Genomic DNA, 25,211 nt, shown 5'->3' on the forward strand with positions numbered 1-25,211 from the left:
TAGTGTTGAGCTTTTTTATTAAATCATTGTGCGTTATTGTGGTTTTGTCTTGCTCCTCTGTTATGGCAAAACCACTTACAGTGGTTACCGAGATCATTCCTCCTTATCAAACCAAAAATGAAGACGGCTCTGTTGGCGGTTATGCTACGCAAGTGGTTAGGCGTTTGTTTCAGTTAACGGGGCAGCAGCCAGATATAATTCCACTACCTTGGGGACGTGCTTATTTAATGGCGCAAAAAGAGCCTAATGTACTGATTTATTCAATGATCAGGACGGTGGCGAGAGAAGAGCAATTTCAATGGATTGGCAACCTGCATACTCAGCGTTTTTACATGTGGGGCTTAAAGAAAAACTTCGATAAGCCATTCAGTGATCTCTCACAGGCTAAACCTTATCGAATTGCAACCTCTAAAGGTTATGGTGCTGCTTACCTGTTGGCAGAAAACAATTTCGACAACGTGTTACATACTGCGCGTAATGATCAAAATGTCGGCATGTTATTTAAAGAACGTGTCGACATTATTTTCAGTTCAGAGGTGCTGCTGTACAACAGAATCAAAAAGCTTGGTTACTCGAATGAAGATGTTAGGAGATTATATGAAGTTGCGCCCCTTAGTAGGGAACTTAGCATTGCTTTCAGTCGAGAATCTAATCCGCATTTAGTGCTGCGATTTCAGGTGGCATTTAATTATTTAGAACGCACTGGCGAATTAGAGAAAATAAGACGCCAGTGGGACATTATTGAGCGTTAAACTTCGCTATTCACCGATATCTTGCTTGGATTGAATAAAGCTACACACCAAAGCTGCTGTGCCTTGACCAACGTCGCTAGTTCCAGCTTCCATGCCTGCTGGGTGCTGACAAGGCGCGCCTTCGGCAAGGTGTAGGTAGCTTGCTTGTGGCAGTTGCGCAATGCTGTGTACATAGAATTGTGCATCAGTTAGTTCAACACCAACGTTGGTGTAGGCACTCGCTGGCATAAATGAGATCGCATCGACGTCTAACTCAATACCGACAGGCGCATGACAATCTCTTAAATAACACAGTGCATCATCGATGGCTTGTGCAAAGGTCATTTCTCGTCTAACGTAAATTTGTTGATAACTCACATACGGAAAATGATGCTGATTTAGGCTTTTAATGTTGGCAGCAGAGTTTTTAAGTTCGTGCATGCCCAATGAGAAGTAGTGACTCAGATAGTTTTCTGACGCGGCATAACTAAATCCGTTACCGCTGTGACGACCTTCGAGGTTGCGAAAATCGGTATGAGGGTCAAGATTTATCGCCGCCATCGGCTTGTTGTTTGCTTCACTCATTCCTCGCAGAATGCCATAGGCATTATTATGACCGCCGCCAATAACTATTGGCATTAAACCCCGTTCACCAATCGCCTTAATAACTGTTGTCACTCGCTCATCGAGCTTACTCACTAAATCGCGTATTGTCGCGAGCTCGTCTTCGTTGGTTAAATCTAAATCGGCGCTTTGCTGCTGTAAATCATCGGTAATAATATGGCCGAGCAAGCCAATTTCTTCACTGCGAATAAAGGCGTTTTGCTGTAAGTTTAAAAAACGTGATAAAAACGCATTCCAACCATCAGTGCTGCCGCCGCGACCTAAATTCGCACGCGGACCGATGTCCTCAGGAATACCTAATAAAACAAATTTCGCACCAAGGGCTTTAAAGTCATCAAGAACGGCGTTCAATTCACTAGCCTTTGGCAATAAAATCTGCTGACCAATTTTAGTTTCGCCAAGGCGATTGCTAATAAAATGAGAAATTGAATTTAAAGAGGCAAAGTGGAGTAGAGTCGTCATAGTTAAGGTGTGCAGTTGAAAATCTAGGCGCCTTTATACCACAAAGCGCCTAAATAGAGAGTAGATTATTCAATATCTAGCGGATCTGGCGATAAGATAATCCCCGTTGAATCGGCATATACATGATCTTCAGGCAAGAAAGTTACACCGCCAAAGTTGACTGGCATATCGGTTTCACCATCGTGATTATCGTTGGCTAAGACTGGAATGGACGCTAAGGCTTGAATACCTAAATCTAGCTCGTCAATTAAGTCGACTTCGCGAATACAACCGTAAACGATAATGCCTTCCCAGCCATTGTCTAACGCGAGCTCGGCCAGTTCAAAATCAACCAAAGCACGACGCAGCGAGCCGCCGCCATCAATGACCAATACTTTGCCTGCACCACTTTGGGTCAAGGTTTCGCGAATTAATCCATAGGCTTCGTGACATTTCACGGTGACTACTTCGCCGCCAAATGAATTTCGGCCGCCGAAATTGGCAAACATAGGTTCAACCACATCGACGCTATCTAGGTACATGTCGCAGAGTTCAGAAGTATTGTATTGCATGGCTGTTTCTCACAAAGAAGTGTTAATACTTAGATACTAGCCTAAGCACAGATCATTGCCAATGAATTACGGCGTAAAGCTTATTTTATATCAAGCTCTTTTAGCTTACGGGTCAGTGTATTACGTCCCCAACCTAGCTTTTTAGCCGCTAATTGCTTGTGTCCCGCACTACTAGTGAGAGCGCAATCGATAACGGTGCGTTCAAAATCTGGCACTGCTTGATTTAAAATTGCCTCATTACCACTATTAAGTTGCTCCATACACCATGCGCGAAGTGCTTGTTGCCAGTCACTGTGCTGTGCTTGTTGTGGTTTGGCTTGAGTGAGCTCAGGAGGAAGATCGTTAACTAGAATTTCTTGGCCAGATGCCATCACGGTTAGCCAGCGACAGGTATTTTCTAATTGACGTACATTACCCGGCCATTCGAGTGTTGTGATGTAAGCTTGTGCTTCTTTGCTCATTTTCTTCGCTTCAACTTTGAGCTCCTTCGCCGCTAAGTTGAGGAAGTGATCGGCCAACGTCGGAATATCTTCACGACGCTCGTTGAGGCTTGGGATATGAATGCGAATTACATTAAGGCGATGGAATAAATCTTCACGGAATTCACCGTCAATCACTAGCTGCTCAAGGTTTTGGTGAGTTGCCGCAATAATTCGAACGTCTACCGACACAGGCTGGTGGCCACCAACACGGTAAAACTGCCCATCTGCTAAGACACGTAGTAATCGCGTTTGTACCTCTAGTGGCATATCGCCGATTTCATCGAGAAATAAAGTGCCGCCGTTGGCCTGTTCGAAGCGACCTTCACGCACGGTATTTGCGCCAGTAAACGCGCCTTTTTCGTGACCGAATAATTCAGATTCAATCAGATCTTTGGGAATAGCCGCCATGTTAAGCGCGATAAAATTATTGTCTTTACGCGGGCTGTGCTTGTGCAGCGCCTTGGCGACTAACTCTTTACCCGTTCCCGATTGACCGTTGATAAGCACACTAATGCTCGATGATGATAAGCGGCCAATGGCGCGGAAAACCTCTTGCATCGCAGGCGCTTCGCCGATGATTTCTGGCGTTGCACTCTGATTGTTAGCGGTTTTTTTAGCGCGTTTAGTTTGTTCGTTACTGTGGTCGATGGCGCGATTGATTAAGCCTAATGCGTCATCGATATCAAAGGGTTTGGGCAAGTATTCAAAAGCGCCGCTTTGATAGGCACTTACCGCGCTATCGAGATCGGAATGCGCTGTAATTATGATGACCGGAATTTCTGGGAAATGCTCTTGTATGCGGCCTAGTAATTCCATGCCGTCGGTATCAGGCATTCGTACATCAGAGACAATAACACTTGGTTGTTCGTGTGCTAAGGCTTCCCACAGACTTTCCGCGGCGGCAAAGGTGCCAACGCTGATATTAGCGCTCGATAATGCTTTTTCTAATACCCAGCGAATTGAACTGTCGTCGTCCAGTACCCATACTTGTTCGGTCATTAGGATTCCTTAATTACTGGTAGTGAAACGGTGAATTCGGTTTTACCTGGGCGCGAAGTAAAATCGATACGTCCGTGATGTTGCTGTATTAGCGTTTGCGCGATAGATAAACCGAGGCCTGTTCCCTCAGCACGGCCTGTCACCATGGGGTAAAACAGGGTGTTGTGCAATTGTGGTGCAATGCCGGGACCGTTATCGATAATCTTAATTTCGACGGCGAGTCGATGGCGCTGACCATTGATAGTGACTTGGTTGGTGACGCGGCTCATTACTGTCAGATGACCGCTTTTACCCATTGCCTGAATTGCATTTTGAATGATGTTCAACAATGCTTGCTGGATCTGTTCATCGTCGATGGAGATATCGGGAATACTGGGATCATAGTCGCGCTCTATGCTGATCCCTGTTGGTAGTTCAATGGACACTAGTTTAATTATTTTTTCCAACACCTGATGAATGTTGTGCAGTTTGTGCTGATGGTGAGTATTGGGCCCTAGTAGGCGCTCAACTAAATTGTTGAGACGATCCGCCTGTTCCATAATCATCTGAGTATATTCTCGGTTTTCTTCATCGAGCTGACGATGTAAAAGCTGCGCTGCACCGCGTAATCCGCCGAGGGGATTTTTGATCTCGTGAGCAAGGCCTTTAACCAAGTTCTTGGCGAGTTGCTGCTGGGTCAGCTGCTGCATCTCTTCGGAGATGCGCTGCTGTTGGTCGACTTGTCTAATTTCTACTAATAAGAAGTGCTCGTCATCGACTTCTAGTGGGCTCACACTGAGATCGATGGTGACGCTGCGGCCATCGACGCTAATCAAGGTCGCAAGATTGTCGGTAAAGCCTTGGTCGGTTTCAAATACTTGTGAAAATAGCTGAGTGCTTGAACTTAGATGATGGAACAAGGTATTGAGGTGGCTTCCCGCCATGCGTTTGGTACTAATTTTTAATAATTGCTCTGCTGCTTGATTGCTATGTTGCACGCAAAGCTGCTGATCGAGTAATAAAATACTCGATACCACATTATCAAAAATCGACTTGTAAATGCTGGCCACCTTGAGCTCCAATGATTGAAATCTATTAACGCACCATTTTGGTGCGAAAGATTGTCGATTGCAAACATCTTGCTCAATTTTGGGCTATCTAGCGCGATTTATTGAGGCTTTATGCATGTAAACAACCGTTTCATCAGAAGCTGCAAGAACTTTGCCACGACGCGTTTGTAATAACGCTTTAATTTTAATGATGCCGCGGTCGAGTTCTTTTAGTGCAAAAGTGGTGTTTTTGGTTGGTTTGCCATAGGGCTTTTCATTGATTAAAAGCTGAATGAGGTAATCGTCAACGGCATCGTGTGTCGCACCTATACGAATGTTTAATTCGCCGGCATTGCTGCGAATAGAATCGCCATTGGTTGGTGATAGCACGGTAATGTTAGCCACAGCTTTTTTCTCAGGTTTTTCCACTTCGATAGGTTTAGGGATTGGCTGAGTAGCTCGAGTGTTTATTGGCGGCAGCTTGGCTTTTTTAGCTCCGGGAAAGGGTTTGTCTGAGTAGGTTACAGTGCCGTCTTTATTGACCTTTTTATACACAGTGAAGGCCGATACCGTTAGCGTTAAGCTCAGTAAGATAATGGCGATGAGATATTTATACATAACGGCAGTTTTTGTTGATTATACATTGTCTTTAATAATGCGCCTTAACTGAATATTTTTCAAACTGGCACAAAAAAGCCTGCAAAGTTGCAGGCTTTTTAAGAAATGCGACTTAACGATTAAACGCTGTAGTACATTTCAAATTCAACTGGGCTAACTGCAAGGTTTAGGCGCTCTACTTCTTGCGATTTCAGCTCGATGTAAGCTTCGATAGCGTCTTTAGAGAATACGCCACCTTCTGTTAGGAAGTCGTTATCTGCTTTTAATGCTTCTAGTGCTTCAGCAAACGACTCAGCAACTGTTGGAATTGCTGCTGCTTCTTCAGCTGGTAGATCGTATAGATCTTTATCCATTGCATCACCTGGGTGGATCTTGTTCTTGATACCGTCAAGGCCAGCCATTAGTAGCGCAGAGAACGCTAGGTATGGGTTAGCTGTTGGATCAGGGAAGCGAACTTCGATACGACGTGCTTTTGGTGATGGTACAACAGGTATACGGATTGACGCACTACGGTTACGCGCTGAGTAAGCTAGCATTACTGGCGCTTCGAAACCAGGAACTAGACGCTTGTACGAGTTAGTTGACGCGTTAGTGAAAGCGTTTAGTGCTTTAGCATGCTTGATGATACCGCCAATGTAGTAAAGTGCTGTTTCAGATAAACCGCCGTACTTGTCACCAGCAAATAAGTTTTGACCATCCTTTGCTAGAGACATGTGACAGTGCATACCGCTACCGTTGTCTTGTGAAATCGGCTTAGGCATAAAGGTCGCAGTTTTACCAAATTCGTGCGCTACGTTGTGAACTACGTATTTGTAGATTTGAATTTCGTCAGCTTTGTTAACGATAGTGTTAAAGCGACATGCAATTTCGTTTTGACCAGCGGTTGCTACTTCGTGGTGATGTGCTTCTACTACTAAGCCCATTTGATCCATGAGCATACACATAGCACTACGGATATCTTGTGAAGAATCTACTGGAGATACTGGGAAGTAACCGCCTTTGATCGCAGGACGGTGACCTGTATTGCCTTCTTCGTATTCAGTGTTTGAGTTCCAACATGCTTCTTTATCGTCGATTGAGTAAGACGCACCATTGATATCGTTTTTGTAACGAACATCGTCAAATAGGAAGAACTCTGGCTCTGGGCCAAATAGTACATCGTCAGCGAAGCCAGCGCTGCGCATGTATTCTTCAGCGCGTTTAGCCACTGAACGTGGGTCGCGATCGTAACCTTGTAGTGTGTCTGGTTCTAAGATGTCACAACGGATGTTAAGTGTTGGGATGTCGCAGAATGGGTCTAATACCGCAGTAGAAGCATCTGGCATCATTACCATGTCTGAGTTGTTAATTGCTTTCCAACCAGCGATTGAAGAGCCGTCAAACATTTTACCGTCTTCGAAAAAGTCTTCGTCAACTTGGTGAGCAGGAATACTGATGTGCTGCTCTTTACCTTTGGTATCAGTGAAACGTAAATCGATAAATTTCACGTCGTTTTCTTTAATTAACTCTAGAACATTCTCAATAGACATTGGGTGTTTCCTCTTAACTAATTTTATTTAGGCGATTACTTTTTGAGATAAAAATAATTGCACCAATGATTCAACTACAGCCGTTAAAGCCAATATTGTGCCAACAGTTTAAGTATTTGATAGTAATTGATTTATTGTTTTTAGAGTGAAGTGAATGTGTTGTTTTTGCACCACATTGATCAGTTGGTTGCACCATATTGGTGCGAAGGTGTTGTTCCTTATTCAACTGCTACAAATTGGTGCGGTGTGTACTGGTTCAATATTCTCGTCACAATCTGTGGTTAGAATGCTAAATAGATAGCTTTTGAGGTGACAAGTCTGTAGAATTTGCCGCCTAATTTTTGTACCAGACGCAATGCGCGGCTGGTATCCATGGTTTTGAATAGTCAGGCTGAGCTGATTATTCCTATTTAGGCGAAATGTATGTCAAATAATATTACTGATATCAGCAAGTTGCGTAACGTTGCAATCATTGCTCACGTTGACCACGGTAAAACGACTCTGGTTGATAAACTGTTAGCACAATCTGGTACGGTTGAGTCTCGCGGCGAAGCCGAAGAGCGCGTAATGGATTCAAACGATCTTGAAAAAGAGCGTGGTATTACCATCTTGGCAAAACCAACGGCCATTAACTGGAATGATCACCGCATCAACATCGTAGATACTCCAGGACACGCCGATTTCGGTGGTGAAGTAGAGCGTATCATGTCGATGGTAGACTCGGTATTACTACTAGTAGACGCAGTTGATGGCCCTATGCCACAAACGCGTTTCGTAACGCAGAAAGCGTTCGCGCAAGGTTTGAAACCAATCGTTGTTATTAACAAAATTGACCGTCCAGGCGCACGTCCTGATTGGGTTATGGATCAAATCTTCGATCTATTCGATAACCTAGGTGCAACTGACGAGCAGTTAGATTTCACGACTGTTTACGCTTCGGCACTAAACGGTTGGGCAACGATGGATGCCGACGAGCCAACAGATAACATGAATGCGTTATTCGATGCGATTCTAGAAAACGTATCTGCACCAGATGCTGATCCTGCTGGCGATTTCCAAATGCAAATCTCACAGCTAGATTACAACTCTTACGTAGGTGTAATCGGTGTTGGCCGTATCAAGCGCGGTGTAGTTAAGCCAAACCAACAAGTTGTTGTTTCTATGGCTGACGGTTCTACTCGTAAAGGTAAAGTGGGTACGGTAATGGGTTACTTAGGCCTTGACCGTATGGAAGTTGATGAAGCACATGCTGGTAACATCGTAGCTATCACTGGTTTAGGCGAGTTAAAAATCTCTGACACTATCTGTTCAGTTGATAACGTAGAGCCATTACCAGCGCTATCTGTTGATGAGCCAACAGTTACCATGACATTCCAAGTAAACAACTCACCGTTTGCCGGTAAAGAAGGTAAATTCGTTACTTCACGCAACATTCACGAGCGTTTAGAACAAGAACTTGTACACAACGTAGCATTACGCGTTGAGCAAGGAGACGATCCAGATAAGTTCCGTGTATCTGGTCGTGGTGAGCTTCACTTAGGCGTATTAATCGAAAACATGCGTCGTGAAGGTTTCGAGCTTGCGATTTCTCGTCCAGAAGTAATCATCAAAGAAGTTGATGGCGTGAAAATGGAGCCAATGGAAAAAGTTACCGTTGATATCGAAGAAGAGCATCAAGGTTCGGTAATGGAGAAGTTGGGTCTGCGTAAAGCGGTAATGAACAACATGCAGCTTGACGGTAAAGGCCGTGTACGTATCGATTTTGATATGCCTTCACGTGGTTTAATCGGCTTCCAAACTGAGTTTATGTCATTAACGTCTGGTTCTGGTCTTCTATACCACACGTTTGAAGAGTACGCAGAGCACAAAGGTGGCGACATCGGTCAACGTCAAAACGGTGTACTAATCTCTAACGCGACTGGTAAAGCACTGACTTACGCACTGTTTAACCTACAGCAACGCGGTCGTCTATTCACCAACCACGGTGACGAGATTTACGAAGGTCAGATTCTAGGTATTCACAGCCGTGAAAACGACTTAACAGTTAACGCGCTTAAAGGTAAGCAGCTAACTAACGTTCGTGCCTCTGGTACTGATGACGCGCAAGTTCTAACGCCGCCAATCGTTTACACACTAGAGCAAGCACTAGAGTTTATCGATGACGATGAGCTAGTAGAAGTTACACCAGAAAGCATCCGTATTCGTAAGAAGCTATTAACGGAAAGTGATCGTAAACGCGCAAGTCGCGGTTAATCACTAGCTAACCTGAGCTAAACTAAAGAGGCCGACATTATGTCGGCCTTTTTTATTGTGCGGGTTTTAATACAGTTAATTCATTTGCGGCATATCGCAATCTTCGAGATGTTCAGCCCATTCGATGGCTGCTTGGTAATGTTTGTTAACGGTTTCAATAGGAACGCGTAACTTCATGGCTTCGCGCTCAGACTGATGCCAGCTGCCGCGCTCTAAATATTTTATAGTTCTAAGGGCCATACTGATTGGCGATTGGGATATGTCGTCTTCGTCGTGTAGTGTTTCACAAATTGCATCATCTAATGATAAACGTTCGGTAACATCGCGCATTGGAATATCGAGAATGGCGTCGATCAGTGAAAACATTCCCACCATAAAGGCTTGATCGCAAAACTTAGGCGCGATTTCATTAATAATGCTCTCGCAGAATTTGGCGCGAGTGGCACAAATTTGAATGAGTTCAGGCGGTTTTTCTTGCGCTAGAACAGCCGTAAAAAACAGTGAAATAAGCTCTTTGAGCTGCAGTTCACCCATGTAAGTGATGGCTTGTTTTACTGAAGTGATTTTCCCTTTGATGGGGAAGATGCCAGAGTTGACGTAGCACAACAGTTTATAAACCAAATTGCAGTCGCGCTCTAACAGTTCTATGACTTTTTTATGGTTGATGTTGGGTTTACTGACTTCGTTAAATAGCATCACCAATAGCATTTGTGTCGATTCTATTTCTTGGCTTTGCTTCATTTCGGGTTGGCAAAAATAATAGCCTTGAAACAAATGAAATCCCATATCGACGGCTTGTTGGTATTCCTCTTGTGTTTCGACTTTTTCTGCCAGTAATTTTATCTTGGTCTTAGCGAGTAATTCTGTCACCAAGGGCTCGATTGTTTTGAGCGGCGTGTGTTGAATATCAAACTTAATGACCCGAACAACGGTTAAAAAACGTTTCCATTCAGGCTTGTAGACAAAATCGTCAAGGGCTATAGAGTAGCCTGATTTTACTAGCTCCTTACACACCTTAAACACTTCATCAGTTGGGCGAACGTCTTCCAAAATTTCAATGAGGATTTCGTTTTTAGGCAATAGAAAAGGTAAGCGTTTTAATAGGGATTCTTCAGAAAAATTGATTAATGCGCGTTTACCGCAAGTAAAAGGGCGAATCCCTTTGTTGAAGTAGGTTCGGCCAATCAACTTGGAAGTCGCTTCGTGGTGATCGGTATTTTCAGGATAGGCGTTTCTAGGCCCTTCCCGAAAGAAGAGCTCATAAGCAGAAACTTGTTGCTTTCTGTTTAAGATAGCTTGCCGTGCAATGAAAACGTCCATAACCAAACCGAAATTAAGGTGAATTTACAACCTAAGATAATTATTTAGTATTGTAAACCGTTAGTACCTAAATCAATGGTCTAATCAGCCGATGAGTGGCTATTCGACAAATATCGCCATTTCCTCACCGATTTGTTTACGCATTTCCATTAGTTTGATGGCTGTGGCGTGTTGTTTCTTGTCTTCGTCGCTCTCTGGAGTCCAAGTAGGCACTTGAATAGACTCTCCGTGCTCGTCGACTGCTACCATAATCACGATACAGTGAGTGGTAAGTCGTTTATTAAGAGACTTTGGATCACAGGCATTTACTTCTAGTGCAATGTGCATTGAAGACTTTCCGGTGTAAATGACCTTGCCAGTCACCTCAACTAGGCTACCGACGTGAATCGGCGATACAAATCGAATGCCACCTGCATAAGCCGTTATACAATAGCGACCACTCCAGCCAGCAGCCGTTGCGTAGGCCGCCAAGTCAATCCATTTCATTACCGCACCGCCGTGTACCTTGCCGCCAAAATTAACGTCTTGAGGCTCGGCTAAAAAGCGCAATGTAAGTTCGCGTTGTGGTTTATTCATGGAATTTCCTTGGACTGTCGGATAAGCAGGTTTAAATAATCTTATGATCTAATGGGGGAATTTACTAGTAGCGGCTTACAGTGAAACAAAACCTTCAGACCAGTGAGTCTTATCTAATGGATATTCATCAATATAAAATCCACTCTTGCCGATGTTCTCATCACTTGTGATGAGCTGTGGATAATCTACGAATCCGCTTTCTGTGATGAGCTGATTAATGGCAGCAATGGCTTTTTCGCGAGATTGATAGACGCCAATAATTTCACGTCTTCAGTATCACTATCAACAACATGGAGATGCTGTAGGATAAATACGTTATTCATTGGTTGCTGCGGTTTTATTAAAGAAGCAATTTAACCATAACGAAAATAAAATAATTGCGCCGCCAATGACAAGACGAGTTAAGTCCTCATCGCGATTCCAAATGAGAATATTAACCACCAAGCCTGCAGGCACTAGGGCGTTATTCATTACCGCTAAGGTGCCAGAGCTAACGAGGGTAGCACCTTTATTCCACGCGAAATAACCAAGACCTGAGGCGATAACACCAAGGTAAATCAAAATGCCCCATTGCGTATTGGTGGTCGGCAGTTTTTCTGTATTGCCAAAGAGGGCGAATAAAAATAGCGCGACAATAAAAGCGCCAATGTAAAACAAACCAAATACGGTGGATTGCTTAATATCGTCTGGTTGTGATTCCATCACTCGCTTATACGCTACTTGGCCTAAGGCAAAGCTAATGTTAGCTCCTTGCACTATGGCAAATCCCAGCAAGAAACCATCGTTAACGCCTTGATACTTTATGGTCATCGCGCCAAAAACTGCGGTAATGGCACTGATTAAAAAGCCGAATGAAAATCGCTTATGGCTGATGTCGTAAAACAAGGTGACATAGATAGGAGTTAGTACGGTAAACAGCAGAACCTCTGGTACCGACAAATACAAAAAGGATTGATAGTAAAAACAATACATCAAGCCGAGCTGCACTCCGCCTATGGCCATAATTTTTAGGGCTAACGGTTTGGCAACATTGCGCAGTTTAAGCAATGGCAGAAATAACACCATAGCCAATGCAATTCGGGTTAGTGCTGAAAACCAAGCATCAACTTGGCCTGCGAGATAAACGCCAATTAAACTAAATGAAAAGGCCCAAAGGATGGTGGTGGCTACAAGATAGTTCATGGCGTTTTAATCATTTTATTCGACAATGAGTTGGTCGATTTTATTAGGTACGCCATTAACTTTATCGGCATCTGGCAGTGGAGAAATCACATCGGTTATTTTTGGCCACACTTCACTGAGTTCGGCATTTAATTCTTTAAATTGCTCTTGACCAGTTGGTAGCTCATCTTCTTGAAAAATGGCATCAGCAGGGCACTCAGGCGCACATAAATCACAATCGATACAATCAATTGGGTTAATCGCGAGAAAGTTAGGTCCTTCGTGAAAGGCATCGGCAGGACACACGGCAACACAGTCGGTGTATTTACAAGCAATACAGTTGTCGGTGACTACAAAGGCCATGAATGATTCCTAAATTGATAAGTGTGGAAATTTTTAGGGATCTTACTTACTGAAATATTAATTTCAATCTTTAGCAATGGGAATTGTGAGTGTTGATTCTATTTAGTTGTAATAAAAAAGCCATTCGTTCGAATGGCTTTTTTAGCATGGTTATTCTTGAGAAGCGTCAAGAAGCCCATCACCGTCACTATCTGAATCCGGTAGAATGGATAGTTTTATTAATTCATGGTGATCGTCGAGCAATTTTATCCAAAATGTATCTGTAGAGTCTTGCGCATAATAAATTGCAACGTTGGAATTTTGGGATTTATCTATCGAAATTTGATTTACTCGCATCAGTTTCAATTTATTGTCTGAGGTTATTTCCCATATATATACAGAAGCTGAGCCGTTAACTACATCAGTCATGGATATAAATCTGTTGTTATTTATACCCGATATCGTTAATTTCCCTTTTATACTCGTGTCATCCGTAACTATTAAACTTTCGTCCGTTTTATCCGCTTTAAGTACAGATAATGTCGTTTCTTCAGAATCAGAATCGAATTTAGAACCTATTCCAATTAAAGAGTTTTTTGCAAACTTTGTAGTGAGTGATGGATTAGAATTATCAACGATTTTTAAGTCGTCTTCGGAATACATAACAGTTTTGTCACCGACATTTAAACTATCATGATAAGGACTAAAAAATGCGGTACTCCATTGGTCATAGAAAGGTCTATTAAATGTGGAATCTAAGTACAATGAAGTTACAAACTCAACTTTCTGTTCATTTTTGTTAACTTTATAAAGAGATATGAAATACTCCCTAACTGTCGACTCTGCGCTTGTTGTGTGACGTTCATAGGTGATTATATATTTACCGTCTTGGCTGATAGATGCTCTAAACAACCTATAAGGCATTGAGTCTTCATGACGAATTGAATCTAATTCGGACTTTTCAGTGATGGATTTTGATTCATCGTTAAAGGAAGTAAAGAAATATGAGAAGCCTAATCCTTCTCCTGCTTCCAAATTGTTCACTAAAGTAATAATAGTGTCCGAATCAACTTGAAGATGAGAATTGACAGAGAAGTTACGATCGTCTTTATTGGCTTTTTGAATAACGGAAGTCTCGGTCGAATTCACATCATAGAAATTCAAATAAACATTACTCAAAAGGCCAAAGGAATGTGAAGCACCTACTACAGAGTTTTCTTTGACGATTAATGGAGTGAAGTTCGCCAAATTTTTCATACCAAAATTTTGCTGAGTAACTTGAGGGGACTCCTTTGATACTTTTCGTCCAAGAATACTGTTCTCATAAAAGTCGAGCCATAAGAACGTATCATTTGTAGAGCTAAACTCAATATCTGTGTATTGTCCTCTATTCAATTCTTGAGTATACAGTTTTGAAAAGTTTTCATCAGAGGATGAACGAGACAATACGTTTAGTTCTGAATCACCTGCATTAGCGCTTATGAGTGCCAGGCTTTTACCATCTGGAGAAGTGTCAATAGAAGTATGTAAAACATTTCTATCGACGGTTGTATCATCAAATATATTGACTGTGTAGTTTGCACTTAACTCTCCAGAAACACTGTAAGTTAAAATGTGTAATTTATCTGTGCTTGCGAAATACAGTTCATTATTTGTTTTCGATGCTTTTAATACCGACTGAGTCTCATGATATTCACCGGCATCGATAGTTAAGCTAGTGTGGCTTTCAACCGAGCCTTCTTGTCCAATTTGAAACGAATAAATTGTATCTTGGCGAGGAGTCCAAAATAGATATTTTGCATCATGTGAAATATCAAAACTTTGATCGTAATTGTATACGTTTGTTTCCGGCAGCAGATATGTGTGCTTGTTGCTAATAAATCCGGTGTGTGGATTAATTTCTAAGGTTACAACTCTAACCTCTGATTGGTTATTTATTGATGCAGGTGTTGGATGTATTGCATATAAGTATTTGTTATCTGGAGTTGTCACTAGAATATCGGCAATATTATGGTATGTGTCGAATTCAATTGTATTAATGTGAGTTGGAACCCCAGTGACTTTATTGAGTGAAAAAGCTTTGATGAAATTTCGTGTTAATTGGTCTGGATGATATTGTCTAACTGACCAATACATATAATTTCCATCTTTAGAAATTATGGTGTGTTCAGATGTTAATCGACTCCCCTTGTCGAATACAGTTTTATCTTCAAATCCCAGCTTTTCAATTGGTAGTATTTCATAGTTGTTTGTAGGTAAGGCATCACTATCTAATTGTGCAATGATAATTCCATGCGCACTTCCTGTGTAGGCAAACCTGTCATCTGGGCTAATTGTGAAGTCAAATGAAGAGTCTAAATCGCCATTGCTGATTTCGTACATTTTTTTAGTGAAAATATCTTCTTTACCATCACCATTATCGTCAGTATCTTCATTATTACCAATGCCATCTTTATCTGAATCGTACTGCTCTTTTGCATTGTAAGGAAATGCATCAGAGCTATCTTCAACATTGTCATTGTCGTCATCAGTATCTGCATTGTTTCCGATGTTATCACCATCTGAATCCAACCATTCTGTTTCGTCATGTGGGAATGCATCTTCTAGATCAATGGTACCGTCATTATCACTATCTTTGACGAGTGTTTTGTCTAATTTTAACTCTCTTTCTGTTGAATCGTATAACGACGAATTGGTTTGATTAATCTTGGCAATAAAACTATCTACTGTTTCTGGATCTTGAATGAGTCCAATCGTAGAAGTAATCCCTTCAGGCAATGATTGCTCAGCGTTGTCGACGACCACTTTGATCACTGTAGCTAGTTTTAAAAGCTCTTTATTATTTATTTCTAATGATAATTTTTTTAATGTTTCTTCATCGGTGATTGAGCTATTTTTACGTTGTAATAAAACAAACTTAGCTGTCGTGACATTAGTGATATTTAAATCTAAATTCTTTTCATTTGAGACAGCGTTATTATCATCCGCTTGTGCTTTTAGCGTTTTGATGGATGGTATAAGCGAAACGAACTCAACATTAGACTGAGATTCTGATGTGCCAAAGGCTCTCAATTCTACTAAGGCATTTTCTAGTGAATCATCAACTGATAATTCAATAGAATACTCGCCATTTTCATTACCATTAGTAGTAAAGCTTGCGCTGCCGATTTTGATATCGACTTTAGGGTTGGAAATAATTTCGTCTGTGACCAAGCCACTTATTGTTACGGTCGACGTTCTATTAACAAGCGAGATCGTGATGTCTTGTGTTGTTTCGGCGTTGTCGTTATCGGTAACAGTTAATGTTAGTACAGCTTCAGAGGGTTTGGTAATGGCGCTTGCGGTAATAGAAACTTCATCAGTGGTCTCATTTGCTAGCGTAAGGTTGTCGCCAGACTTGATTGACCAAGAATAGCTTTGAATTGTGCCATCGCCGTCTGTTGCATCGGCTTTTAGTGCTAGTGTTTCCGATTCTATTAGCGTTTGTGGTGAAATCGCTGCAATCGTTGGGGCCTGATTTGGAGAAGGAGGAGTTGGTGTAGAATCATTTGAGCTTCCGCCACCACCGCATGCACCTAATAACAAGATCGAGCTAATTAAGCCCATTGCTTTACAACGTTCTTTCATTTGTTGTCCCTAACTTTAATGGTTTTAAAATTTCGGACCAAGTATAGTTGATTAATCATTCTTATAACAAGCACATAAATAATTTTTTAAATAGAGCGATCACACTACAGGATTTGTTTTTCTTACCTAGATAAAAATGCATTACAATACCTGCCAAATTTTTACTATAGCCAAGTAACATATCAGGATAGCTCGATGATTCGATTAACCAATCTCAAACTCAATTTAGATCACAGTGAAGATGATCTAAAAAACCTTGTTTTATTTACCTTGAAAATCCCTGCTGAAAAGCTGGTGGATTTTACGGTGTTTCGCCGTGGTATTGATGCGCGTAAAAAGCGTCATATTACCTTGCTGTATACAATTGATGTTGAAACGACTGACAATGAAGCAATTCTAGCGAAATTTGAAAAAAACCAATCGATTCGCGAAACGCCTGATATGGAATACAAGTTTGTGGCTAAGGCGCCAACGGACTTAGGTGACCGTCCTGTGGTTGTCGGTTTTGGCCCTTGTGGGATTTTTGTAGGCTTAGTGTTGGCACAAATGGGTTATCGTCCGATTATTCTCGATCGTGGTAAGGAAGTGCGCGAGCGTACTAAAGACACCTTTGGTTTCTGGCGTAAACGTACTTTAAATACCGAATCTAATGTGCAATACGGTGAGGGCGGTGCTGGTACGTTTTCTGATGGTAAGCTTTATAGCCAAGTTAAAGATCGTAAACACTACGGCCGTAAGGTGCTTAACGAGTTTGTTGATGCTGGCGCGCCTGAAGAAATTCTTTACGTGAGTAAGCCGCACATTGGTACCTTTAAATTGGTAACCATGGTTGAGAAGATGCGCGCCAAGATTATTGAGCTTGGCGGTGAAATTCGTTTTAGTGCCCGTGTTGACGATTTAGATATCGAAGACGGCAAGGTAACAGGTTTAACGCTCGCTGATGGTGAGCATATTAAATCAAACCACATTGCGCTAGCTGTTGGTCACAGTGCTCGTGATACTTTCCAAATGATTCACGATAAAGGTATTTATGTTGAAGCTAAGCCGTTTTCGGTGGGCTTTCGCATCGAGCATCGCCAGTCGGTTATCGATGAAGCACGCTGGGGTAAAAATGCGGGCCACCCAATTTTAGGCGCGGCGGATTACAAGCTAGTTCACCATTGTAAAAATGGCCGTAGTGTATACAGCTTCTGTATGTGTCCGGGCGGTACCGTGGTTGCGGCAACTTCTGAAGAAAACCGCGTTGTTACCAATGGTATGAGCCAGTACTCACGTAATGAGCGCAATGCCAACAGCGCGATTGTGGTGGGGATAGATCCAAGTGATTACCCCGGTGGTCCTCTAGCGGGTATCGATTTCCAGCGTGAACTTGAAAGTGCCGCCTTTAAACTTGGCGGTGAAACCTATGATGCGCCGATGCAGCGCGTGGGTGATTTCTTAAAAGGCAATAGCACAGAGGAAACAGGCGAGGTTGAGCCATCTTACAAACCGGGAGTTAAGTTTACGGATTTATCAGGCTTATTGCCTGAATATTGTAATGAAGCACTGCGTGAAGCTATTCCAGCGTTTAACCGCAAGATCCACGGTTTTGCGATGGATGATGCGACCTTAACTGCGGTTGAAACGCGTACGTCATCGCCAGTGTGTATTAAGCGTGATGAAACCATGCAGAGTATTAACACTAAAGGTTTGTACCCTGCAGGCGAAGGCGCTGGTTATGCTGGTGGTATTTTATCGGCGGCTATCGATGGCATTAAAATCGCCGAAGCCATGGCGTTGGCGATTAATTCACAGCACGAAGAAAGCTAGGGTTCTAGTCTTTCTTTGGTGTATATGCGTAAGGGGCCTTTTTAGGTCCCTTTTTTGTTGGTTTTTTGCCAAAGCCGCTAGGTTTACTTAGTGAACCTCTCACACGTGGTTGCTGGCCGTTTTTAGTCTGCGAACGCTTCGGTTTGTTATCACTCGTTTTCGCTTTAGGTGCATCGTAACCTGGTGCTGTTTTGCTCGAATCTGCGATCAGATTATTTAGCTCGCGCATTTCGTGCTTTTTCAGATGACGCCATTCACCGGCTTTTATGTTATCCAGCGTCAGGTTCATGATACGCATACGCTTTAGCTTTCTTACGCGATAGCCAAAGTGTTCACACATGCGGCGGATTTGGCGGTTTAAGCCTTGGGTTAAAATAATGGTAAAGCTGTAAGGGCCAGTTTGTGTGACTTTACATTTGTTGGTTACGGTATCCAAAATAGGTACGCCGTTACTCATGCCAAAGACAAAGTCGCTATCGATTTTCTTATCGACGGTGACCACATACTCTTTTTCGTGGTTGTTACCCGCGCGCAGAATTTTATTAACGATGTCGCCATCGTTAGTGAGTAAAATCAAACCTTCTGACGGTTTATCAAGACGGCCAATTGGGAAAATACGCTCAGCATAATTCACGTAATCGACGATGTTGCCTTCGATGCTTTGATCTGTGGTACAGGTGATGCCGCGTGGCTTATTTAGCGCGATATACACAGGCTCTGGTTTGGTGGCAATTAGCTCGCCTTTGACTCGCACTTCATCGCCTTGTTGCACCTTGGTGCCCATTTCGACGCGTTTGCCATTGATGGTGATTAGGCCAGAGTCCAGTAACTTGTCGGCTTCGCGGCGTGAGCAATAACCTGCTTCACTGAGGAATTTATTAACGCGAACACCAGTTTGAGCTTGATCTGACATAATTTTCAAAGGCTGTATAGAAATAGAAGTGGCGCAATTCTATCACCCTTTGCTGGTGGCGAGAAATATAGCTTGGGTATATAACACAATGAAAAACGGGATGGTTGAGCGCCATCCCGTTATTTACTTACAGAAGATAAATTATGCTTGGCGGCGATCGCGTACTGCTGCCGCTAATTGACGTAACACGGCTTCGGTGTCATCCCAGCCGATACAGGCGTCAGTGACACTTTGACCGTAGGTCGCAGCTTCGCCATTTACTATATCTTGGCGACCTTCAACAAGGTGACTTTCAATCATTACTCCAAACAGCGACTTATCACCTGCGGCAATTTGACCACACACATCTGTCGCTACATCCATTTGGCGCTTGAATTGTTTTGAACTATTAGCATGGCTAAAGTCCACCATGATGTTATTTGGCAGTTTAGCCGCTGTTAGCTGCTCGTTTACCGCATCGATGTGGGATTTGCTGTAATTTGGCTCTTTACCACCGCGCAAGATGATATGACAGTCTTCGTTACCACGGGTTTGTACAATAGCTGAGTGGCCGTATTTAGTTACTGATAAGAAGTTGTGTGGCGCACTAGCTGCGCCAATGGCGTCGATTGCTACTTTAATGGTGCCGTCGGTACCGTTTTTAAAACCAATTGGACATGACATACCTGAAGCAAGCTCACGGTGTACTTGTGATTCGGTAGTACGAGCACCAATCGCCCCCCAGCTCATGAGGTCGGCGATGTATTGCGGCGTAATCATATCCAAAAACTCACCAGCGGTTGGTAGGCCAAGATCATTAACGTTGAGCAGTAATTCACGTGCCATGCGTAGGCCATCGTTTAGCTTACAGCTATTGTCCATGTACGGGTCGTTGATCATCCCTTTCCAGCCAACAGTGGTGCGGGGTTTTTCGAAATAAACTCGCATTACTACTTCGAGATCTGCGCTAAGTTCTTCACGTAGCTTAACTAGGCGATTAGCGTATTCAATTGCCGCCTTAGGATCGTGAATCGAACAAGGACCAATGACTACTAATAAACGGTCATCTTTTCCCGTTAATATTTGGTGGGTCGTCTGACGCGCATCAAATACTGTTTTTGAAGCCTTAGTGCTTAGTGGAAATCGCTCTAATAGGGCAACAGGGGGTAACAGCTCTTTGATTTTTTCAATGTTGATGTCGTCAGTTTGGTAGTACATTAAGGTTCCTTAGTTTTTGCTCATTGTTTACTAATAATTGCGGATAGAACCCACACGGTAACTAAGGGAAAGGACTTTGGCAATAACAGATTTGGCTAATCTAGCGTATTTGGGAATTTAGGATGGTTTTTGTTGATATTTGCCACTTTAAGTTGGCAAATATCAACGAATTATTAGGCGTTAGGCTGGAGCGTCAAATGATTTTAACGACTCACACTCTTTATTAATTGCTTCTCGCAGACGATCTTCTTCACGAGCGCGTTTTACATCAAAACGCATACGCTCTTGACGAGGTAGGGCTTTGTAGCCTTCATGTGTTGGGTAGTCTGCTAAAAAGCTATCGAGTTCATGTAACGCTGGGTATTGCGTCGGAAAATTTGCATCAGCAGTTACATGGATTTTTTCTAATAGACGACAGATTCTGATGGCACCTTCAGATGGCTCGCACTGCTCTTCGCCAATCGCTTTGGCGATTAATCGAATACTTTCGACTAATTTTTGGTTGTGTGCGGCTATCTTTTGTTGCTGCTCAGCAATCGCAGCTTGTTGCTTTGCTTCTTGTTCACGCACCTTAGCGAGGAGCTTGCCAGCGTAAAACGCTAAGCCACTAATAATCAGTAAAGCGACTACGATTAGAACGATATGTAATGTGGTCATTTTGATTTAAACTCATCAAACTCAGAACTATCGATTTGTTCCCACGCTTCTTTCTTTTCTTCTGGTTCATCGTTGTCGTCAACGAGTGCCATTAGTTTTTGGTGCGCAGCTGTTTGGTGATCGATATAAGCTTGATCTTTCGCTGAAATCTCAACGCCATCATCTAACTTATCTAATAGATCGTTTAGGCGCTCATCGTTTTCAATGTTCGCAAGTTGTTGCTCAACAGAAAGTTTAGGTTCTGGCTTACGTTTTTTAACTGCAATTTTCTTAGGCTCAAGTGGTTTGCTTACCGCTTGAGGTACAAGCTCAATCGCTTTTTTGCTGCCAACACGAGCATCTTGTGTTTTGGCATTGCCACCTTTGCTCGGCGATTTCTTTACTTTGGCGCCATCGATATTTGCTTTAGCACCCGCTGGTCGGCCTTTGCTTTTTTTCTTTCTGGTGTCTTTTAAGCGTTCGGATAACTTTTCTAATGGCTTTTTACCTGCGCCAATAGATTGTTCCTTACGGGTCTTTTTCTTACGGGTCATAGCGATAGCTTCATTGAATTTAATTAGCGCGTGTTATACCAGAAACTGGCGATAATTTCAGTAGAGGAGGGGAAATTTGTGCTGAGACACAAATAAAAAAACGGCAGATAAATCTGCCGTCATCAAGTGAATACACACTACTTTTATATTTGAGCTCTCCTTCAAATATAAAAGAAAGGTTGTTTCCTAGTTTCACATCCTATTTTTATTCAACCTTCCATGATTACTGGTGAATAGTAGGTAATGTATTTTATTATTATAAGCTTCGCTAAATCATCAACATAAAAAGGCATGTTCAAATGCGTTAGCTACAAGCTAATCTACTAACCGTAGATAATCTCTCATCATTAAGAGACAAAGGAGACAAGGTCTCAAATGCCGCAATGGCTTTTTATTATTTTCCTAACAACTAAATCAGTTGTTGAGGTAGCTTAAACTTAAGCTAAAAATCGCACTTAATTAATACTGCAAAGTACATTGGTACAAAGTACCTAATTTCTTATTCTTAAAGCCAAATCTTGGCTTGAGTCAAACACTTATAATTATGTAATTTTTATTATTATTTAGTCGGTGCGTTTAACTGGGGGTTACTTTACTGATGTGAAAACGCATCACAAGCGATTTTCTCCACTTTTTTTGTGCGGTTACAAATGTAAATAACCTAAGTAAGTGATAATAAACAACAATAAAAATATCTTACGTTTACGTAATGGCCAATATCTTACAAATATAATGGCTTTTGTCTCTATTTAAAAATAGTGAATATCGTAATGTATTGCTGTTTTTTTAACGCGTTGTTAAATAAAAGTTAATGCATAAAGTCGCGTAAAATATTCGATCAGCACAAAAAAAGAGCTAACATGCGTTTGAATTTTTAGGTTTGGTCATGCTGCTTTGTATACATTCTGCATTGCTAAATTCTGTGAATTAACTGATGAATTTCTATCGTTTTTTCAAAATTCACCTATATCACGTAATATTCATCTACTTATTCCGCTAGGAATACCGAAGAATACGCTTGAAATTAATCAACATGGAATTAAAAAATGACTTTAGGACAACGTATTAAGCAATTACGCGTAGATAAAGAGCTGAATCAACCAGAGCTGGCAAATGCCATGGGCATTGAACAATCTTACTTATCGAAACTTGAAAATGATAAGGCGTTCCCGTCGGATGAGATGTTTGAAAAGTTGCTGACAGCACTAAAGATGACGGTAGATGATTTCATTAAAGGGCTTGATCGTACCTATGTGATTAAGCATTTGTCGAAATTGAACTTTGTAAAGCAACATACGCAAGCACTGACACAATCGAACGCAAAGTATTTATTCAAATGGATAATTATCTCGAGTGTGATGATTGCTCTGGGTGTGACGTTTTATATGGCTGGGGAAAAGAGTTGGGTTGCGCCGAGTCAAGTACAGGCTTTATATAAGTCTATGGGAGTAGTTAAAGAGGGGGAGTCTTTATTGTTATTTGAAGACAGTCCTCGTAGTTTATCAAACGAAGTATTGACAAGAATTGAGCCTAAAACAGTACACCTAAGCCAAAAGAATGGGGACTTTTTTGTAAAGTCAGTAACTGGAGGCCAGCGTTATTATAAATATATAAGAACAGGGGTTCAGCGCAATCGTGTTTTGAATAATTGGTTACGTATTGTCGGTTTATTTGTGGGTGTGTTAGGTGTGGTTGGCTTGCTAATCGAGCCTAAAGTTCGCCGCTTGAGATCTTTTGGCTAAATGCTAAGCTAGCCGCGATTTAACTGATTATGAATGACTTATGTTATCTAACACGCTAAAAATCGTGGTTGGCTCCCACAACCCAGTAAAAGTTAATGCAATTAAAACGGCTTTTGAAACCTACTTTCCGCAAAGTGACATTGAATGTATTGGTATGCATGCACCGTCTTTAGTGGCTGAACAGCCAATGACGGCTAAAGAAACCCGAGATGGTGCTGTCAATCGATTGCGTTATTGCCAACAACATGCCCAAGCAGATTTTTATGCGGCAATTGAAGGTGGCGTTGACTTGTTTGAAGATGGCCCTGCCACTTTTGCTTATATTGCCATAGCAAATGACAGCGATATGTCGTTAGGGCGTGGTGCCAATCTGCCATTACCAATGAGTGTTTATCAGCGATTGCAAAATGGTGATGAGTTAGGTCCTTTGATGGATGAATTGTTTAATACCAATAATATTAAACAAAAAGGTGGCGCGATTGGCTTGCTTACTAATGGCCATGCAACCCGTGAAGCGAATTACACTCATGCGGCCATATTAGCGATGGCTCGTTTTGCTCACGCAGAGTTTTACGCATAAATCGCCAGATAGAAAAATGCCACTCGTTGAGTGGCATTTTTAGTATTTAGCTTGTTTTATCTGTGTTAGAACAGGCGATTTAGTCCATTCATCGCAGCAACGCGATAGGCTTCTGCCATTGTTGGGTAGTTAAAGGTGGTATTAACAAAATACTCAATATTATTACCTTCGCCTTTTTGTTCCATAATTGCTTGGCCGATGTGTACGATCTCCGAGCTGCGCTCACCAAAACAGTGAATGCCTAATAGCTCTTTGGTCTCTCGATGGAATAGTAATTTCAAGAATCCGACATTGATACCACCAATTTGGGCGCGAGCTAGGTGCTTAAACTGTGCACGACCAACTTCGTAAGGCACTTTCTTCTCTGTGAGTTCTTGCTCGGTTTTACCAACAGAGCTGATTTCTGGGATGGTGTAGATGCCTGTTGGAATGTCGTGAATTAATTCCCCTTCATTATTACCGCTAATCATTGCTTTAGCAGCAATACGCCCTTGATCATAAGCAGCACTTGCCAGTGATGGATAACCGATTACATCACCAACCGCATAAACGTTTTCAACTGCTGTTTGGTAGTGCTCATTCACTTTTAATTGGCCACGTGAATCAGTTTCAATTCCGATCTTATCTAGGCCTAAATCGTGCGTATTACCGGTTCTGCCGTTAGCGAATAGTAAGCAATCGGCGCGCATTTTTTTACCAGACTCTAAATGCAGAACAACGCCGTTGTCTGTCTCTTCGATTTTTTCGTAAGACTCACTGTGGCGAATAACTACGCCGCTGTTCCAAAAGTGATAAGACAGTGATTCACTCACTTCGGTATCGAGGAATGAGAGTAAACGGTCACGTGTGTTAATAAGGTCAACACGTACGCCTAATCCGCGGAAAATCGAGGCGTATTCTGAACCGATAACGCCGGCACCATAGATGATGATGCTTTTAGGATCTTTATCGAGTGAAAGAATGGTGTCGCTATCAAAAATATAAGGACTGTTAAAATCGACATCGGCTGGACGATAAGGACGCGAACCGGTAGCGATAACGATTTTTTCTGCGCTTAAGTATTCTTTCTCGCCGCCTTCTTTTGTTATTTCAATGACATTGGCTGTCATAAATTGTGCGTGACCAGTGTAGATAGGACAGTCGTTGCGCATGTAAAAACCCTGACGCAACTGCACTTGATCGTTAATTACCCGTTCGGTGTGTTTTAAAATCGACTTAAACGAAAACTGCTTACTAAAGTCACCTTCAACGTCATAGCCACTGCGACGAAATTCAACAATGCGCGAAACAGAGTGACGTAGTGCTTTTGATGGAATAGTTCCCCAGTGAGTACAGCCGCCGCCAACACGTGGCGCACGCTCAATGACTGCAACAGACTTGCCTTGCTTGGCTAAGCCCATAGCGGCACCTTCTCCGCCTGGTCCGGTACCTATTACGATGGCGTCGTAATGATTAGAAATATTAAATTGCTCGCTCT

22 protein-coding genes are annotated in these 25,211 nt (G+C 42.2%); 5 read left to right on the top strand and 17 right to left on the bottom strand.

The features are described from left to right. The first annotated feature begins 62 nt into the window (after positions 1-62). Complete coding sequence (locus tag MHM98_RS16890; RefSeq protein ID WP_239440542.1) at positions 63-752, top strand: transporter substrate-binding domain-containing protein; 690 nt, start codon at positions 63-65, stop codon at positions 750-752. 6 nt (positions 753-758) lie between these two features. Here the strand turns inward: MHM98_RS16890 and MHM98_RS16895 are convergent, their stop codons facing one another. From MHM98_RS16895 to glnA, 6 genes are all read right to left on the bottom strand, one after another. Continuing rightward, on the bottom strand, positions 759-1,817 hold the full coding sequence (locus MHM98_RS16895; RefSeq protein ID WP_239440543.1) for a formimidoylglutamase: 1,059 nt from the start codon (positions 1,815-1,817) through the stop codon (positions 759-761). A gap of 65 nt (positions 1,818-1,882) precedes the next feature. After that, positions 1,883-2,368, bottom strand: a complete 486-nt coding sequence (rraA, locus tag MHM98_RS16900) for a ribonuclease E activity regulator RraA (RefSeq protein WP_239440544.1) — start codon at positions 2,366-2,368, stop codon at positions 1,883-1,885. An 80-nt stretch (positions 2,369-2,448) separates the two neighbouring features. Beyond that, positions 2,449-3,855, bottom strand: coding sequence for a nitrogen regulation protein NR(I) (gene glnG, locus MHM98_RS16905; RefSeq protein ID WP_239440666.1), 1,407 nt, complete (start codon positions 3,853-3,855; stop codon positions 2,449-2,451). Continuing rightward, a complete protein-coding gene (gene glnL, locus MHM98_RS16910) occupies positions 3,849-4,898 on the bottom strand; it encodes a nitrogen regulation protein NR(II) (protein ID WP_239440545.1) in 1,050 nt (349 codons plus the stop codon). Before glnL ends, glnG begins: the two co-directional genes overlap by 7 nt. An 84-nt stretch (positions 4,899-4,982) precedes the next feature. After that, complete coding sequence (locus tag MHM98_RS16915; protein WP_239440546.1) at positions 4,983-5,495, bottom strand: DUF4124 domain-containing protein; 513 nt, start codon at positions 5,493-5,495, stop codon at positions 4,983-4,985. Positions 5,496-5,614: 119 nt separating this feature from the next. Further along, the gene (gene glnA, locus MHM98_RS16920; protein WP_239440547.1) at positions 5,615-7,024 is read right to left on the bottom strand and encodes a glutamate--ammonia ligase; all 1,410 of its coding nucleotides are present in this window, start codon (positions 7,022-7,024) and stop codon (positions 5,615-5,617) included. Between the two features lie 423 nt (positions 7,025-7,447). On the opposite strand from glnA, the gene typA reads away from it, so the two are divergent. Next, positions 7,448-9,277: a translational GTPase TypA gene (typA, locus tag MHM98_RS16925; RefSeq protein ID WP_239440548.1), complete on the top strand. Its 1,830-nt coding sequence runs from the start codon at positions 7,448-7,450 to the stop codon at positions 9,275-9,277. Between the two features lie 75 nt (positions 9,278-9,352). Here the strand turns inward: typA and MHM98_RS16930 are convergent, their stop codons facing one another. The 6 genes from MHM98_RS16930 to MHM98_RS16955 all read right to left on the bottom strand — a co-directional run bounded on the left by MHM98_RS16930 (position 9,353) and on the right by MHM98_RS16955 (position 16,303). Further along, entirely contained in the window at positions 9,353-10,597 is a 1,245-nt protein-coding gene (locus MHM98_RS16930; RefSeq protein ID WP_239440549.1) for an EAL domain-containing protein, read from the bottom strand. Between the two features lie 99 nt (positions 10,598-10,696). Beyond that, a complete protein-coding gene (locus tag MHM98_RS16935; protein ID WP_239440550.1) occupies positions 10,697-11,173 on the bottom strand; it encodes an acyl-CoA thioesterase in 477 nt (158 codons plus the stop codon). Between the two features lie 185 nt (positions 11,174-11,358). Further along, positions 11,359-11,496 carry a hypothetical protein gene (locus MHM98_RS16940; RefSeq protein ID WP_239440551.1) on the bottom strand — a complete coding sequence of 46 codons (138 nt, stop codon included), beginning with the start codon at positions 11,494-11,496 and terminating at the stop codon, positions 11,359-11,361. After that, on the bottom strand, positions 11,489-12,355 hold the full coding sequence (locus tag MHM98_RS16945) for a carboxylate/amino acid/amine transporter (RefSeq protein WP_239440552.1): 867 nt from the start codon (positions 12,353-12,355) through the stop codon (positions 11,489-11,491). The genes MHM98_RS16940 and MHM98_RS16945 overlap by 8 nt, the downstream gene beginning before the upstream one ends. A gap of 15 nt (positions 12,356-12,370) precedes the next feature. Continuing rightward, positions 12,371-12,697, bottom strand: coding sequence for a ferredoxin FdxA (fdxA, locus tag MHM98_RS16950; protein ID WP_239440553.1), 327 nt, complete (start codon positions 12,695-12,697; stop codon positions 12,371-12,373). A 150-nt stretch (positions 12,698-12,847) separates the two neighbouring features. After that, entirely contained in the window at positions 12,848-16,303 is a 3,456-nt protein-coding gene (locus MHM98_RS16955; RefSeq protein WP_239440554.1) for a PKD domain-containing protein, read from the bottom strand. Positions 16,304-16,498: 195 nt separating this feature from the next. On the opposite strand from MHM98_RS16955, the gene MHM98_RS16960 reads away from it, so the two are divergent. Next, on the top strand, positions 16,499-18,112 hold the full coding sequence (locus MHM98_RS16960) for an NAD(P)/FAD-dependent oxidoreductase (RefSeq protein ID WP_239440555.1): 1,614 nt from the start codon (positions 16,499-16,501) through the stop codon (positions 18,110-18,112). Positions 18,113-18,116: 4 nt separating this feature from the next. Here MHM98_RS16960 and rluF read toward each other — a convergent pair whose 3' ends face one another. The 4 genes from rluF to yihI all read right to left on the bottom strand — a co-directional run bounded on the left by rluF (position 18,117) and on the right by yihI (position 21,412). Then, positions 18,117-19,025, bottom strand: a complete 909-nt coding sequence (rluF, locus tag MHM98_RS16965) for a 23S rRNA pseudouridine(2604) synthase RluF (protein ID WP_239440556.1) — start codon at positions 19,023-19,025, stop codon at positions 18,117-18,119. Positions 19,026-19,166: 141 nt separating this feature from the next. Beyond that, complete coding sequence (aroG, locus tag MHM98_RS16970; RefSeq protein ID WP_239440557.1) at positions 19,167-20,222, bottom strand: 3-deoxy-7-phosphoheptulonate synthase AroG; 1,056 nt, start codon at positions 20,220-20,222, stop codon at positions 19,167-19,169. Positions 20,223-20,402: 180 nt separating this feature from the next. Further along, a complete protein-coding gene (locus MHM98_RS16975) occupies positions 20,403-20,879 on the bottom strand; it encodes a DUF2489 domain-containing protein (protein ID WP_239440558.1) in 477 nt (158 codons plus the stop codon). Then, entirely contained in the window at positions 20,876-21,412 is a 537-nt protein-coding gene (yihI, locus tag MHM98_RS16980; protein WP_239440559.1) for a Der GTPase-activating protein YihI, read from the bottom strand. Before yihI ends, MHM98_RS16975 begins: the two co-directional genes overlap by 4 nt. A 1,046-nt stretch (positions 21,413-22,458) precedes the next feature. Between yihI and MHM98_RS16985 the strand changes: the two genes are divergently transcribed. Together MHM98_RS16985 and yjjX are read left to right on the top strand one after the other, a co-directional pair. Further along, positions 22,459-23,154: a helix-turn-helix transcriptional regulator gene (locus MHM98_RS16985; protein WP_239440560.1), complete on the top strand. Its 696-nt coding sequence runs from the start codon at positions 22,459-22,461 to the stop codon at positions 23,152-23,154. Positions 23,155-23,194: 40 nt separating this feature from the next. Continuing rightward, positions 23,195-23,734: an inosine/xanthosine triphosphatase gene (gene yjjX / locus MHM98_RS16990; RefSeq protein WP_239440561.1), complete on the top strand. Its 540-nt coding sequence runs from the start codon at positions 23,195-23,197 to the stop codon at positions 23,732-23,734. 65 nt (positions 23,735-23,799) lie between these two features. Here the strand turns inward: yjjX and sthA are convergent, their stop codons facing one another. Then, entirely contained in the window at positions 23,800-25,194 is a 1,395-nt protein-coding gene (sthA, locus tag MHM98_RS16995) for a Si-specific NAD(P)(+) transhydrogenase (RefSeq protein WP_239440667.1), read from the bottom strand. Positions 25,195-25,211: the final 17 nt, after the last annotated feature.

This window comes from Psychrobium sp. MM17-31 (assembly GCF_022347785.1).
GTDB lineage: Bacteria > Pseudomonadota > Gammaproteobacteria > Enterobacterales > Psychrobiaceae > Psychrobium.

What these genes read in the sequence shown, in the direction of transcription:
- MHM98_RS16960 (WP_239440555.1), top strand. Translation starts at nt 16,499, where the DNA reads ATGATTCGATTAACCAATCTCAAACTCAATTTAGATCACAGTGAAGAT.
- MHM98_RS16955 (WP_239440554.1), bottom strand. Translation starts at nt 16,303, where the DNA reads ATGAAAGAACGTTGTAAAGCAATGGGCTTAATTAGCTCGATCTTGTTA.
- MHM98_RS16895 (WP_239440543.1), bottom strand. Translation starts at nt 1,817, where the DNA reads ATGACGACTCTACTCCACTTTGCCTCTTTAAATTCAATTTCTCATTTT.
- rluF (WP_239440556.1), bottom strand. Translation starts at nt 19,025, where the DNA reads ATGTCAGATCAAGCTCAAACTGGTGTTCGCGTTAATAAATTCCTCAGT.
- yjjX (WP_239440561.1), top strand. Translation starts at nt 23,195, where the DNA reads ATGTTATCTAACACGCTAAAAATCGTGGTTGGCTCCCACAACCCAGTA.
- rraA (WP_239440544.1), bottom strand. Translation starts at nt 2,368, where the DNA reads ATGCAATACAATACTTCTGAACTCTGCGACATGTACCTAGATAGCGTC.
- MHM98_RS16975 (WP_239440558.1), bottom strand. Translation starts at nt 20,879, where the DNA reads ATGACCACATTACATATCGTTCTAATCGTAGTCGCTTTACTGATTATT.
- MHM98_RS16915 (WP_239440546.1), bottom strand. Translation starts at nt 5,495, where the DNA reads ATGTATAAATATCTCATCGCCATTATCTTACTGAGCTTAACGCTAACG.
- MHM98_RS16935 (WP_239440550.1), bottom strand. Translation starts at nt 11,173, where the DNA reads ATGAATAAACCACAACGCGAACTTACATTGCGCTTTTTAGCCGAGCCT.
- typA (WP_239440548.1), top strand. Translation starts at nt 7,448, where the DNA reads ATGTCAAATAATATTACTGATATCAGCAAGTTGCGTAACGTTGCAATC.
- MHM98_RS16945 (WP_239440552.1), bottom strand. Translation starts at nt 12,355, where the DNA reads ATGAACTATCTTGTAGCCACCACCATCCTTTGGGCCTTTTCATTTAGT.
- fdxA (WP_239440553.1), bottom strand. Translation starts at nt 12,697, where the DNA reads ATGGCCTTTGTAGTCACCGACAACTGTATTGCTTGTAAATACACCGAC.
- MHM98_RS16930 (WP_239440549.1), bottom strand. Translation starts at nt 10,597, where the DNA reads ATGGACGTTTTCATTGCACGGCAAGCTATCTTAAACAGAAAGCAACAA.
- MHM98_RS16985 (WP_239440560.1), top strand. Translation starts at nt 22,459, where the DNA reads ATGACTTTAGGACAACGTATTAAGCAATTACGCGTAGATAAAGAGCTG.
- glnA (WP_239440547.1), bottom strand. Translation starts at nt 7,024, where the DNA reads ATGTCTATTGAGAATGTTCTAGAGTTAATTAAAGAAAACGACGTGAAA.
- MHM98_RS16940 (WP_239440551.1), bottom strand. Translation starts at nt 11,496, where the DNA reads ATGAATAACGTATTTATCCTACAGCATCTCCATGTTGTTGATAGTGAT.
- yihI (WP_239440559.1), bottom strand. Translation starts at nt 21,412, where the DNA reads ATGACCCGTAAGAAAAAGACCCGTAAGGAACAATCTATTGGCGCAGGT.
- aroG (WP_239440557.1), bottom strand. Translation starts at nt 20,222, where the DNA reads ATGTACTACCAAACTGACGACATCAACATTGAAAAAATCAAAGAGCTG.
- MHM98_RS16890 (WP_239440542.1), top strand. Translation starts at nt 63, where the DNA reads ATGGCAAAACCACTTACAGTGGTTACCGAGATCATTCCTCCTTATCAA.